This window comes from Streptomyces sp. NPDC048671 (genome assembly GCF_055587045.1).
Map to the genome: position 1 here is coordinate 385,882 of NZ_JBVJHB010000005.1, position 12,621 is coordinate 398,502.

Below are 12,621 nucleotides of genomic sequence, written 5' to 3' on the forward strand. Positions count from 1 at the left end.
CCGAAGAACCGGGGGACGGGGGTGGCGGTCTGCCGGTCGCACCCTTGGATCGTCCGCCGGGGACGGCGCCCCCGCATCGGTGCCGGGCCCGCATGTTCCGTCCCACGACCCGACCAAATCCGCCCCGCACCCCCATGTTGGGCACGCAGGACCCGTACTCCGCCTCGTACGCCGCCCCGTATCCCGCCCGCCGGGGGGAGGCCGTCGCCGGTCAGTCGGCCTCCACCGCGTACTCGGCGGCGAAGTCGCATAACGCGGACCGGTCCTGACGCCCCGTCTTGCTGAGCAGACTCGCCATGTGCTTCTCGACGGTGCGCGGCGAGATGGAGAGCCGCCGGGCGATCTGCTGGTTGCCGGGCCGCTCCGGCAGCAGGACGAAGACCTCGTACTCGCGCGGCGTCACCCCGTTCGTCCGCAGCGGGGCCGGGATACGGTCCCAGCCACCCCGGTGCTGTCCGACGCTGGCCCCCGCCTGCCGCAGCGCTGCCCGGCACGCGGCGGCGACCGGCTGGATGCCCGCCCCGTAGAAGTACTCCTCCGACGCCCGCAGCCAGTTCACCGGCTCGCCCCAGCCCTCGGCGAGCGCCGCCCCCGCGGTCAGCCGCAGTCCCAGGTGGCGGGCGAGCGGGAAGGCGGCGGCGTCGGCGAACGCGGAGCCGACCGACCGGGCGGCCGCCGCCGAATCGCCCTCCCGGCCTTGCAGGACGGCATCGGCCAGCCGCAGGAACAACTGGTTCCAGGCCAGGTCGGCGCCGGGGCTCTCCAGCGCGGCGGAGAGCTCCGCCCGGCCGTCCTGCCCGTCGAGGACCCGCAGCAGCGGGCGCAGCCCGTAGCGCCCGCTCAGATAGAAGAAACTGGGGTGCTCGCGCTCCCAGGCCAGCGAGCAGTCCAGATCGGCCAGCGCACGGCCGCGGTCCTCCTCCAGCAGCGCCGCGAAGGCGCGGCACAGGCCCAGTTGCAGCGGTACGAGCAAGGACTCCTCGCCGCCCGCCCGGCGGAACCGGACCAGCGCCCGGTCGAGCTCCCGTCTTCGCCCCCGGTGCGCCGCCAGGGCCGCCGAGGCCAGCAGCAGATACCGGTGGGCCCCCAGATTGCGGACCCGTGCGCTGGCGGCCACCGACCGCTCGATGATCTCGTGCGCCCCGTCCCAGGCGCCGCGCATCACCGCGTTCATGGCGAGCAGCCCGTCCACGGTCTGCGTCGGCACCAGCGCGCCCAGCGAGAGCGCGGCCGTCCGGGCGGTCTCCAGCCGGGCGGGGTCACCGGTCCGCATGAACGTGTTGGCCCCGAGCCGGACCAGCGCCTCCACCCGCCACACGGGCAGGTCGTGCTGCTCGGACACGGCGAGCATCCGCTCCAGACAGGCGTCCGCCTCGTCGAAGCCGCGCTCCCGTGACAGCAGGGCCAGTAACTGCCAGGCCTGGCAGGCGACCACGGGGAGGTGGTGCTCCTCCGCGACGGCGGCCGCCCGTCGTGCCGCGTCCTGCGCGGACCGCTGCTGTACGCGCGGTACCTGGCCGGGCAGCAGAGCCAGATGGCCGTCCACCACATCGAGCGCGGCCTCCTGCTCCGGGCGGACGGCCGTACCGAGCAGGCTCCGCGCGGTCCGGATCTGCTCGGCCGCCTCGTCCACGCGCTCCGCCATCACCGCCGCCCAGGCGATCCGGACATGGGTCTCGCCGCGCTGTTCGGCGGCCTCGGACCGGGGCGGCACCGGGGGCAGTTCCGCGGTCAGCGCCAGGGCCGTGTCGAGTTCGCCGGCCTCGGCCCGCGCGACGGCGAGCGACTCGGTGACGCCCCTCAGATCGCTCGCGTGCGCCAGGGAGCGGGCCCGTTCCAGCAGGATGACGGCCGAGCCGGAGGCGCCCGCGGTCAGCATCCGCCGGCCGACCGCGGCGAACTGCCGGGCGGCGCCGTGACCGTCGCCCCCGGCCAGTTGCAGGGTCGCCATCAACTGGAGCTGCTCGTCACCCAGTTCGTCCTTCACCGCGGCCAGCGAGGCAGCCGCCCGGCGGGCGGTCGCGGCCCGTTCCGCCGGGGCCAGCGAGGCCACCAGCGCCTCGGCGGTCAGCGCGTGCCGGAAGGTGTACCGGTCGGGGTTGGCGCCGTCGGGGGCGATGATGCTGGCCTCGACGGCCGAGCGCAGGTGGCTGAAGAGCGTGCGGTCGTCGAACCCGGTGACGGTCTGCAGCACGCTGACCGAGAACTGACTGCCCAGCGTGGCCGCGCACAGGAGTAACTCGCGTACCGGTTCGTCGAACCGGTCCAGCCGCCGTGACCAGCTGCGTACGACTCCGGTGGGCACCGCCGCGTCCGGGTTCCCGTACGCCTGCCAGCGGTCGCCGGTGCGCCGCAGCTGACCGGAGTCGAGCAGGTCGGCCAGGAGTATCTCGATCAGGTACGGATTGCCGCCCGCCCGGTCGACCAGCCGCTCGTGGGTGGCCTGCGGCACCTCGTCCGGCGTGGCCTCCAGGCACGACGCGGTCATCCCGCGCACCTCCGTGTCGCTGAGCGGTGCCAGCTCACGCACGGTGGCGACCTGCCTGCGCTCCGCGGAGCGCACCAGGTCCAGGGCGACGCCGGGTTCCGGCCGCAGTGTGCCCAGCAGCAGCACCGGCAGGTCCGCCACGTTGTCGATGACGTACTCCACCACCGCGATCGTCTCGGTGTCGGAGTCGTGCAGGTCCTCCAGCAGGATCACGCAGCCGTGTTCCTGCCCGAGCACCGACAGCAGCCGCAGCAGTGCCTCCGCCAGTTCGACGACGGTCTCCGGGTAGCCGGGCGACGGCCCCTGGCGCCACTCGGGCACCAGCCGGGCCAGTGCCGGGCGGTACGGGTCCAGCTCCGGGTCGGTGGGTGTGCCGGCCGCCCGGAACCGTGAGGACAGCGCCTCGACCAGTGGCCGGAACGGTACGACGAGGCCGGTCGAGGTGGCTCTGCCGCGCAGCACCGGCATGTCCCGCTCGTACGCCCGGTACGCGCACTCCCCGGCCAGCCGGGACTTGCCGATGCCGGCGTCCCCGACGAAGAAGATCGCACGCCCCGAACGCCGCGACGCGGTGTCCAGGGCGCTGCTCAGCAGACCGGTCTCGGCGGCTCGCCCGATCATCACCGACGAAGTGGCACGCATGGGCGCAGGTTACTTGAGCGGAACCCCGCCGGGTAGTGCACCAAATCGCTTGGGCGGTAACCGACTTGGCTCAGAACGGCGCGGTCATCGTGGTGAACGGCAGATCCAGCGTGTATCCGGTGTTCCCGTCCGCGGCGCTGAGGATTCTGCTGCGCAGCCCGAGTCCGCCGACCGCGCCCAGCGCGATCTGTCCGGCGGGGTGCTCGGTGGCGGAGTCGTCCGTGAATTCGGTGGTCAGGAAGGCCGAAGCGTCGTTGCTCTGCATGGTTTCTGTCTCTTCTCGTGGGAGGTGCCGGTGCGGTGTGCCGAGCGGTGGTGCGTCAGTGGTGCGTTCGTGGTGCGTTCGTGATGCGTTCGTGATGCGTGAGAACCGGGAGGTGCCTTCGGTGCGTGTGAATCAGGGGGCGCGGCCGGTCAGGCGAGCAGCAGCAGTGACGGCACCCGGTCGGGGAAGCCGGCCCGCAGCAGCCCGTGCCCGATCCCGGCGAGTCCGGTCAGCAGCCCCGGATGGGGGACCAGGCCCGGTGTCCCGCAGCGCGGACCGGCCCGGTCGGCCGCCGCGAGCAGGGCCCCCGCGCGCTCCACCCACCGGGTGCGGGCGCCGAACGGCTCTGCCAGGCCCAGGAGTTCGAGGACCCCGAGCTCCCCGTGGCACAGGCTGTCGTCGAGCGGCGGCTCGGCCCGCGCGATGTCCGCCACCGCCTCGCGTGCCCAGGCGGACAGCAGCGGATCGGCGCGGGCGGCCGCGCTGTCCAGCACGGCCAGTGCCACGCCCGTCCGGCCCCGGCACCAGGAGACCCTGGCGTCCACGGCGCCGGTCGCGGACCGCAGTGCCGCGAGCCCCGGAGCCCGGTACGGCTCGCCGCCGCCCGCCTCCGCGAAGCGCAGCAGGGCCCAGCCGATCCCGGCGGCCCCGTCGGCGAATCCCGCGGTGTCCGGCAGCGGCGCCTCGCGCAGCAGCCCGGCGCAGTGCTCCGCCCGCCGCCACACGTCGGCCCGTCCGGTGGCCCGGTACCCGGCGAGCAGGCTGACCAGCCCGCCGGCCGTGCCCCCGCGCACCCCGTGCTCGCTCTCCGCGACGGCCGCCGCACCCGTCAACCGCAGGGCCGGAACCACCAGTTCGCGCAGACGGCGGTCGTCGAGCGTCTCCGCGACCTGGATCAGCGCGTAGGCGATCCCGCCGAGCCCGGCGAACGCGCCGGAGCCCACGGGCCCCAGGTCGTCCGGGCGTGAGTGCAGCACCTCCAGCAGTCCGGCCAGGGGCGCCAGCGCGTCCCGGGCGGCGGTGGCGTAGCGGTCGGCCCCGGTGAGCGAGGCGAGCTGGGCCAGGAACTGCGCCGTACCGGTGTAGCCGCTCGCCAGGTCGGCGGCCATCGGCCCCAGCCGCCAGTAGCGCTCCCCGAGCAGCTCCAGGCCGATCCAGTTCAGCCGGGTGGGTCCGGAGTACGCCTGCGACACCAGTTCGTCACCGACCGACCTGGCCGCCGCGAGCAGTTGTTCCGGCTCCGGCGCGGTAGCGGCCGTACGGACCCGGCGCGGCCCTGATCCGCACGTGTGGGCGGGCTCGCGCGAGGTGGTCACCATCGCGGCGCAGATGATCCGTTCCTGGTCCTGGCGGTCCACCGTGTCCAGGCCCGCCAGCTTCTCCCGGACCAGGGACAGTCCGGTCCGGGCGAGCGGTCCGGACAGCAGCCGGCCGCCCCCGCTCCACAGGTCGGTGCGCTCGGGCAGGGCCGTGAACAGGGGCACGTCCCCCGACCACAGCTGGGCGAGTTCCTCGTCCAGCAGGCCGGGCAGCGCGGCGGCGCCCATGACATCGGTGCCCAGCAGCGCCAGCACCTCGTGCCGCGCGGCGGCGTCCTTCATCAGGTCCGGGTGCGTGGACTCGTCCAGGAGCGAGGTGTAGACCCAGGTGGGCCGGGCCACCACCCGCACCTCGTCGTGCGCGAACCGCTCCAGCAGCCCGCCGGGACGCAGGAGTTCGGCGCGGGCCTCCTTGACCGCGGTGTACCCGGCGCTGAACCCCTCGCACAGCGGGCCGACGTAGGCGGACGGGTCGGCGGGTGCCCCGGCCAGCCGGGGCCGGTTCGCGGACTCGCCGAACTGCGCCGTCCGGCGCACCAGCCGCATCCGGTCGGTCCCCGCGTCCGCCCAGTCGGCACTGCGCACCGGTGAGGCGGCGGCCTGCCCGCCGCCGATCCCGGACATGTCGAGCGCCGTCTCCTCCCCGACGAGCAACTGCGGCAGCAGACCCACCCGGTGCACCGAGTCGTGCAGGGCGCGGGCCGCCGGATCGTCCGAGGCCGAGGCGGGCAGCGGCGGGTGGAACAGCGTCTCGACATCGACGAGCACCGGGTGCTCCCCGTCTGCGATCAGGTTCTCGTGGTGCAGGTCGGTTCCGTCCAGCGCGTGCAGCAGGGCCAGCAGGGCGCCCTGGCGCCGGTAGAAGGACTCGACCTGGCCGGCCGAGCGGCAGGGCCGTTCCGAGGCGAACTCCACCCAGCCGTAGGACCCCCGGTCCAGCAGGGCGAGCGAACGGAGTCCGGGGGTGCCGGGCAGTGCGTTGAACCAGTTGACGAGCTCGTTGAAGTGCCGGTGGGCGGCGAGCGGCCGCGGCTTGTAGACCAGCCGCGAGCCGTCGTCGAAGCGGAGCAGCATCACGGTCCGCCCGCCCCGGTGGCTGTCTCCGGCGCCGGGCTCCACGCCCACCAGCCGGGGGCCCCGGTCATCGTCCGCCGCCGCTGCCGAAGCGGCGTGGCCCCTCGGCAGCGCCGGCCGGTCCGCCGCGAACCGGACGAGCATCTCGGCCAGCGCCGCGGCGGCGTCGAGCGCGGTCCGCGCCAGGATCCGGGCCAGCACGGGGTAGCCGGTGAGGAGTGCGGCCAGCCCCGGCCGGGCGCCGGTCTGCCGCAGGAAGTCCGTGAACCGGCCCTCGGAGTCCTCCCCGGCGAGCCGCCCGGAGCGCCGAGCCAGGTGCAGTTCCAGGACCAGGGTGCGGGCGGCGAGCCGGGCGAGCCGCCGGGCCAGGTGCCGCTCGAAGTCGTTCCGTACGGTGTCCAGGTCGGCGCAGCGGCCAAGCCGCTCGGGCAGGACGTCCAGCATCCGCACCGCCGCGCGGGCGGTGAGCGGGGCGAGGACGCGTGCGAACCCGCGCAGCCCCGGACGCCCGTCCCGGTCCCCGGCCTCCCCGTCGCGGATGTCTCCGTCGCGGATGTCCCCGCCCCCGACGTCCGCCTTCTCGGCGTCCGCCTTCTCGATGTCCGCCTTCTCTGGGGCGGTGGAGATCACGTCCTCGATGAACTCCACCCAGTCCGGGGTACCGGCGGGCGACGGTTCGAAGGCCAGCGCCGGACGCCACCAGGGGCCGTCGGCCGGGGCGGGGCCGGGGGCGGAAGGTGTGGCGCCCGGAAGGGCCGCGGCCGGATGCGGGGCCGTCGTACGTGCGGTGGCCGGGCCTGCCGGGGAAGCGACGCGCACCCGTTCGCGGCCGCCCGGATCGTTCTCCGCCATCGCACCTCCTCGGTCCGGCGCCGGCACCACCGGTCCGCCGCGACCCATACTCCCGGCGGGGCGCCCGGCGGACATGGGGGCAGCGCCCCCATCTTCCTGCCCCTGGCGCTCACCCCACCCGCGGTACCGCCGTCGACCCCCGCACCATCAGCTCCGCCGGGATCGTCGCGATGCCGCCCGGCGGCGGGATCTCCTTGCCCATCGCCAGCCGGCCCGCCCGCGCCCCCGCCTCGAAGAGCGGCAGCCGTACGGTCGTCAGCGCCGGGACCACGTCCACCGAGAACGGCAGATCGTCGAAGCCCGCAACCGAGATGTCCTCGGGGATGCGCAGTCCGCGGTCGCGGATCGCCGCGGCCGCGCCCAGGGCCACCGTGTCGTTGGCGGCGACGACCGCCGTGATCTCCGGTTCGCGGCGCAGGAGTTCGACGGTGGCGTCGTAGCCGGAACTGCGGTCGTAGGAGCCGTGCACGGTGAGCCGCTCCTCGTCACCGGCGTGCGCGGGCCGCTCCCGCGTGCCCGTACCGCCCCCGTACAGTCCCGCCGCCCTCATCGCGTCGCGGTGGCCCTCCAGCCGGTGGCGGGTCGTGGTCCGCTCCTCGGGTCCCGCGGCGTAGCCGATCCTGCGGTGGCCCAGCGAGATCAGGTGCTCGGTCAGGCGCCGGCCGCCGCCCCGGTTGTCGAAGGCGAGCGCGGCCAGGACCGATTCGCTGTCCGGCAGCGGGGGCCGCCCGCACAGCACCACCCTGGTTCCCGCGTCCGCGAGCTTCGCCAGCTTCGCGGACATCGCCGCCCGGTGCGCCGGGTCCTCCACCGCGCCGCCGGTGAGGACGACGGCGGCGGCGCGCTGGCGCTGGAGCAGGGTGAGATAGGTGAGTTCGCGGGCCGGGGAGCCGCCGGTGTTGCAGACGACGGCGAGCTTCTCGCCGCCCGCCCGGCCCGAACCGTCGCCCGGACCGCCGATCTCCGTCTGGGCCGCGCCCGCCATGATCCCGAAGAACGGGTCGGCGATGTCGTTGACCAGGATGCCGATCAGGTCGGAGGTGGCGGCCGCGAGCGAGCTGGCGGGCCCGTTGAGTACGTAGTCCAGGTCGTCCACCGCACGCAGGACCCGCTCCCGAGTGGACGCGGCCACCGGGTAGTTGCCGTTCAGCACTCGGGAGACGGTGGCCGGGGACACCCGGGCGCGAGCCGCCACGTCCGCCAGGGTGACTGTCATCGCATTCCTCCGAGGAGTGATGAGGGGAGCGGAGCCAATCAGCGTGCCCCCTCTTGTCCAGGCCGCTGTCGGCAGGCTAGCGTCATCCCGGATAGAAAGCGCTTGCTACGGCTGTATGGAGGAACTTTCGTGACACGCAGGACAGTGCGCATCGCCATGAACGGCGTCACGGGTCGCATGGGATACCGGCAGCACCTGGTGCGCTCGGTTCTCGCGATCCGGGAGCAGGGCGGCCTCGACCTCGGCAACGGCGACGTGCTCTGGCCCGAGCCGGTCCTCGTCGGCCGCCGGGCCCACGCGCTGGAGGCGCTGGCCGAGCAGCACGGCCTGACCGAGTGGTCGACCGACCTCGACGCGGTCCTCGCCGACGAGAGCATCGACATCTACTTCGACGCCCAGGTCACCTCGGCGCGCGTCGACGCGATCAAGAAGGCCATCGCGGCGGGCAAGCACATCTACACCGAGAAGCCCACCGCCACCGACGTCGAGGGCGCCCTGGAGCTGGCCCGGCTCGCCCGGGACGCCGGGATCAAGCACGGCGTCGTCCAGGACAAGATCTTCCTGCCGGGCCTGCTGAAGCTGAAGCGCCTCATCGACGGCGGCTTCTTCGGCGAGATCCTCTCCGTGCGCGGCGAGTTCGGCTACTGGGTCTTCGAGGGCGACTGGCAGGAGGCCCAGCGCCCCTCCTGGAACTACCGCTCGGAGGACGGCGGCGGCATCGTCGTCGACATGTTCCCGCACTGGGAGTACGTGCTCCACGAGCTGTTCGGCCGGGTCAGCACCGTCCAGGCGCACGTCCAGACGCACATCCCGCAGCGCTGGGACGAGCACGGCAAGCCGTACGCCGCGACCGCCGACGACTCCGCGTACGGCATCTTCCAGCTGGAGAGCGGCGCCGTCGCGCAGATCAACTCCTCCTGGACGGTCCGCGTCAACCGCGACGAACTCGTCGAGTTCCAGGTCGACGGCACCCACGGCTCCGCCGTGGCGGGCCTGCGCAACTGCCGCGTCCAGCACCGCTCGGCCACCCCCAAGCCGGTCTGGAACCCCGACCTCCCGGTCACCGAGTCCTTCCGCGACCAGTGGCAGGAAGTCCCCGACAACGCGGTCTTCGACAACGGCTTCAAGGCCCAGTGGGAGCTGTTCCTGCGCCACATCGTCCTCGACGAGCCCTACGCCTGGGACCTGATGGCCGGCGCCCGCGGCGTCCAGCTCGCCGAGCTCGGCCTCAAGTCCTCCGCCGAGGGCCGCCGCTTCGACGTCCCGGAGCTGACCCTGTGACGCCGCGCCCCACCCCCGTCGCCCCCGTCGCCGTCGCCGTCGCATGGGAGCAGACACCGTGACCACCATCCACCTCCCGCAGGGGCCGTACGAGCCCCGAGCCACCCCGCTCGACCTCGCCCCCGGCGGGGCGGCCCTGGCCTCCCGTACGGTCTTCTCCGCCGCCCATGTCGTCGCCGACCCGTACGCGGACATCAGCCCCGACTCCCCGGCCGCCGTCGACTGGGACGCCACCCTCGCCTTCCGCCGCCACCTCTGGTCGCACGGCCTCGGTGTCGCCGAGGCCATGGACACCGCCCAGCGCGGCATGGGCCTGGACTGGGCGGGCGCCGCCGAGCTGATCCGTCGCTCCGCCGCCGAGGCCAAGTCCGTCGGCGGTGCCATCGCCTGCGGCGTCGGCACCGACCAGCTCCCGCCCGGCCCCGCCTCGCTGGCCGAGGTCAGGGCCGCGTACGAGGAGCAGCTCGCCCTCGTCGAGGGGAGCGGCGCCCAGGCCATCCTGATGGCCTCCCGCGCGCTCGCCGCCGCGGCCAACGGGCCGCAGGACTACCTGGAGACGTACGCCCATCTGCTGCGCCAGGCCACCGAGCCGGTCGTACTGCACTGGCTCGGCCCGATGTTCGACCCGGCGCTGGACGGCTACTGGGGCTCCGCCGACCTCGACGCGGCCACCGACACCTTCCTCCACGTCATCGCGGAACACCCGGACAAGATCGACGGCATCAAGATCTCCCTCCTCGACGCGGAGCGCGAGATCGACGTCCGGCGCCGCCTCCCCAGCGGGGTGCGCTGCTACACGGGCGACGACTTCAACTACCCCGAGCTGATCGCGGGCGACGATCGCGGCTTCAGCCACGCGCTGCTGGGCATCTTCGACCCGCTCGGCCCGCTGGCCGCGCACGCGGTCCGGGTCCTGGACACGGGCGACACCAAGGGCTTCCGCGAACTCCTCGACCCCACGGTCGAGTTGTCCCGCCACCTCTTCCAGGCGCCGACCCGCTACTACAAGACGGGCGTGGTGTTCCTCGCCTGGCTGGCCGGCCACCAGGACCACTTCACGATGGTGGGCGGCCTCCAGTCGGCCCGCTCGCTGCCGCACCTGGCGAAGGCCTACGAACTGGCCGACCGCCTGGGCCTGTTCCCCGACCCGGAGCTGGCCGAATCCCGGATGCGCGCCCTGCTCGCCGTGCAAGGAGGCTCTCGATGACCGACACCCCTGCCAACCTCTCCCGGCTCTCCCTCAACCAGGAGACCATCAAGCAGTGGTCGCTGCCCGAGCTCGCCGAGGGCTGCGTGAAGGCGGGCATCGGCCAGGTCGGCCTGTGGCGGGCCCCCGTCCAGGAGTACGGCGTCGAGCGGACCGCCCGACTCCTCTCCGACTCGGGCCTGTCCGTCACCAGCCTCTGCCGGGGCGGCTTCCTCACCGCCCTCGACCCGGCCGGACGGGCCCGCGCCCTGGACGACAACCGCGCGGCGCTCGACGAGGCGGCGGGCCTGTCCACGGACACCCTGGTCCTGGTCTCGGGCGGCCTCCCGGCCGGGAGCAAGGACCTGTACGGCGCCCGCGAACGCATCGCGGACGCCCTGGGCGAGCTGGCCCCGTACGCGGCCGAGCGCGGCGTACGCCTCGCCATCGAGCCACTGCACCCGATGTTCGCCTCGGACCGCTGCGTCGTCTCCACCCTGTCCCAGGCCCTGGACATCGCGGAGCGCTTCCCGGCCGACCGGGTCGGGGTCGTCGTCGACACCTACCACCTCTGGTGGGACGACCAGGCACCCGCCCAGATCGCCCGCGCGGGCGCGGGCGGCCGCATCCACTCCTTCCAGCTCGCCGACTGGATCACCCCGCTCCCGGCGGGCGTCCTGGTCGGCCGGGGCCAGCTCGGCGACGGATGCGTGGACTTCCGCGCCTTCCGTACGGCGGTCGAGGCCACCGGCTTCGACGGCCCGATCGAGGTGGAGATCTTCAACGAGGAACTGTGGGCGCGCGACGGCTCCGAGGTACTGGCCGAGGTCGCCGCCCGCTACCTGGAACACGCCTGCTGAACCCGCGTCCGGGGCCCGGTCGTGCGGGCCGGGCCCCGGGGCGGGTCCGGCGGGTCGTGACCGGGGCCCGTGCTACGCGGGCGGTTCGATGGTGACGGGCTTCCCGAGGTCGTAGAAGTGCTGGACCGTGGTGCTGGGCGCCCCGCCCATGGTGGACGTGCCCTGTGCCCCCACCGGGGTGGCGTCGTCCTCAAGCCAGACGATGTACTCGCTCATCTCCGCGCCGTGCCAGTCGAACGGCTTCGCGCTGGTGATGCGCCACGCGTGGGTGTCCTTGCCGTTCTCCAGAGAGATCAGCGCCTTCTCGGTGTCGACCTTCCAGACCGGGGACGAGGCGATGATGTCTGCGGTGACCTGCGGATCCGCGAGCGCCCGGTAGGCCTTTCCGACCGAGGCGACCAATGTCTCCTGGGTGTCTCCGGCCGGGTCGCCCTTGACCCACTTCCCGTCGCTCTTGACCCACTCCTCGTCGCCGAGGAAGACGAACGAGCTCTCCGCGGCCTCCCCGGCAACGTCCCCCGCCATCGCCGGATCGTCCCCGAACCGGAACCGTGTGGTGCTCTCCTGGTCGCCGGAGGTCACGTGCTCGGTGCCGGTGCCGTAGGCCTCCATCGCGGCGGTCACACAGGCCGCCAGATCCTTGCCGGGAATCGTCGCGTCCGACTCCAGCGGCACGTCCGCGCACGCGGCCGGAGTGGTGTACCCGGAGGTCGAACTCGCCTCCGCCGCAGGAGAGGAGGCGGACTCGGCGGGGGACGACGCCGCCGGCTCCCTGGCCTCCGCGTCCGCGTCGTCGGACGAGCATCCCGTGAGAAGCAGGGCCCCGAACGCGGTGGTCGTGAGCGCCGATATGACGTGCTTCGATCTACCCATGGGCGGGATGGTAGCGGAGCGTTCCGGCCTCCTGGCGGGTCGGTCCGGCAGACGAGAACGGGCCGCCGGGTAAAGGAAGGACAAAGGCGTGCAACCCTTCGATGCCCTCCTCTGTCGTATGCGGTGTCGGGTTGCTTCCGGGGGGATTCCGGGGGGAAACGGAAGACCCGGCGGAGGGGGAAAGCGAGAGGGGCCCGGCCTTGCGGCCGGGCCCCGTTCGGCGCCGACGATCTGATCAACGACCTCCGGAGCTCCCCCCGGACGCGGGTCGCCGTCACGGTCGACATGATCGCCACGGGCACGGACGTCCGTGCCCTGCAACGCGTGATCTTCCTGCGGGCGGTCCGACAGTGAGCTGCGCCCGTACCGTACGGTGGTCGCGGAGCGCTTCGAGGGCCGGCTGCTGCGGCAGCGCCAGGCGGGCGTCGAGTTCACGTACGAGCAGCTGTGGCGGCTGGAGAATGGCGTTCGCAGCGAGTGCGCGGCGATCGCCGAGGCCCTGGGCGGCGAGGTCCCGGCCGACGCGGAACCGGAATAGACCCGCCCCCTACATCGGACGGAATCA

At 73.7% G+C, this 12,621-nt stretch carries 9 protein-coding genes; 4 read left to right on the forward strand and 5 right to left on the reverse strand.

Features of this window, described 5'->3' with window-relative positions; all coding sequences use genetic code 11:
- Nucleotides 1-211: 211 nt before the first annotated feature.
- From ACZ6S6_RS12835 to ACZ6S6_RS12850, 4 genes are all read right to left on the reverse strand, one after another.
- Nucleotides 212-3,130, reverse strand: a complete 2,919-nt coding sequence (locus tag ACZ6S6_RS12835; RefSeq protein WP_469705466.1) for a helix-turn-helix transcriptional regulator — start codon at nucleotides 3,128-3,130, stop codon at nucleotides 212-214.
- Between the two features lie 70 nt (nucleotides 3,131-3,200).
- Nucleotides 3,201-3,395, reverse strand: a complete 195-nt coding sequence (locus ACZ6S6_RS12840) for a hypothetical protein (RefSeq protein ID WP_362959962.1) — start codon at nucleotides 3,393-3,395, stop codon at nucleotides 3,201-3,203.
- Between the two features lie 149 nt (nucleotides 3,396-3,544).
- The gene (locus tag ACZ6S6_RS12845) at nucleotides 3,545-6,640 is read right to left on the reverse strand and encodes a type 2 lanthipeptide synthetase LanM family protein (RefSeq protein ID WP_469705468.1); all 3,096 of its coding nucleotides are present in this window, start codon (nucleotides 6,638-6,640) and stop codon (nucleotides 3,545-3,547) included.
- A gap of 109 nt (nucleotides 6,641-6,749) precedes the next feature.
- Nucleotides 6,750-7,856 (reverse strand): LacI family DNA-binding transcriptional regulator, encoded by a 1,107-nt coding sequence (locus ACZ6S6_RS12850; RefSeq protein ID WP_362959966.1) that lies wholly within the window; start codon nucleotides 7,854-7,856, stop codon nucleotides 6,750-6,752.
- Nucleotides 7,857-7,985: 129 nt separating this feature from the next.
- On the opposite strand from ACZ6S6_RS12850, the gene ACZ6S6_RS12855 reads away from it, so the two are divergent.
- Genes ACZ6S6_RS12855 through ACZ6S6_RS12865 form a run of 3 tightly spaced genes read left to right on the forward strand, consistent with a single transcriptional unit; the run spans nucleotide 7,986 to nucleotide 11,183 of the window.
- Nucleotides 7,986-9,137, forward strand: coding sequence for a Gfo/Idh/MocA family protein (locus tag ACZ6S6_RS12855; protein ID WP_362959969.1), 1,152 nt, complete (start codon nucleotides 7,986-7,988; stop codon nucleotides 9,135-9,137).
- A gap of 58 nt (nucleotides 9,138-9,195) precedes the next feature.
- Complete coding sequence (locus tag ACZ6S6_RS12860) at nucleotides 9,196-10,344, forward strand: dihydrodipicolinate synthase family protein (RefSeq protein WP_469705472.1); 1,149 nt, start codon at nucleotides 9,196-9,198, stop codon at nucleotides 10,342-10,344.
- Entirely contained in the window at nucleotides 10,341-11,183 is an 843-nt protein-coding gene (locus ACZ6S6_RS12865) for a sugar phosphate isomerase/epimerase family protein (RefSeq protein ID WP_362959975.1), read from the forward strand. The genes ACZ6S6_RS12860 and ACZ6S6_RS12865 overlap by 4 nt, the downstream gene beginning before the upstream one ends.
- 72 nt (nucleotides 11,184-11,255) lie before the next feature.
- Here ACZ6S6_RS12865 and ACZ6S6_RS12870 read toward each other — a convergent pair whose 3' ends face one another.
- Nucleotides 11,256-12,056, reverse strand: a complete 801-nt coding sequence (locus tag ACZ6S6_RS12870; protein WP_469705474.1) for a hypothetical protein — start codon at nucleotides 12,054-12,056, stop codon at nucleotides 11,256-11,258.
- Between the two features lie 373 nt (nucleotides 12,057-12,429).
- Here ACZ6S6_RS12870 and ACZ6S6_RS12875 point away from each other — a divergent pair, with 373 nt between their 5' ends.
- Nucleotides 12,430-12,594 (forward strand): hypothetical protein, encoded by a 165-nt coding sequence (locus tag ACZ6S6_RS12875; RefSeq protein ID WP_469705477.1) that lies wholly within the window; start codon nucleotides 12,430-12,432, stop codon nucleotides 12,592-12,594.
- Nucleotides 12,595-12,621: the final 27 nt, after the last annotated feature.

Bases quoted from the DNA above. Each gene is read 5' to 3' on its own strand.
- ACZ6S6_RS12835 (WP_469705466.1), bottom strand. From the start codon at position 3,130: ATGCGTGCCACTTCGTCGGTGATGATCGGGCGAGCCGCCGAGACCGGT.
- ACZ6S6_RS12840 (WP_362959962.1), bottom strand. From the start codon at position 3,395: ATGCAGAGCAACGACGCTTCGGCCTTCCTGACCACCGAATTCACGGAC.
- ACZ6S6_RS12845 (WP_469705468.1), bottom strand. From the start codon at position 6,640: ATGGCGGAGAACGATCCGGGCGGCCGCGAACGGGTGCGCGTCGCTTCC.
- ACZ6S6_RS12850 (WP_362959966.1), bottom strand. From the start codon at position 7,856: ATGACAGTCACCCTGGCGGACGTGGCGGCTCGCGCCCGGGTGTCCCCG.
- ACZ6S6_RS12865 (WP_362959975.1), top strand. From the start codon at position 10,341: ATGACCGACACCCCTGCCAACCTCTCCCGGCTCTCCCTCAACCAGGAG.
- ACZ6S6_RS12870 (WP_469705474.1), bottom strand. From the start codon at position 12,056: ATGGGTAGATCGAAGCACGTCATATCGGCGCTCACGACCACCGCGTTC.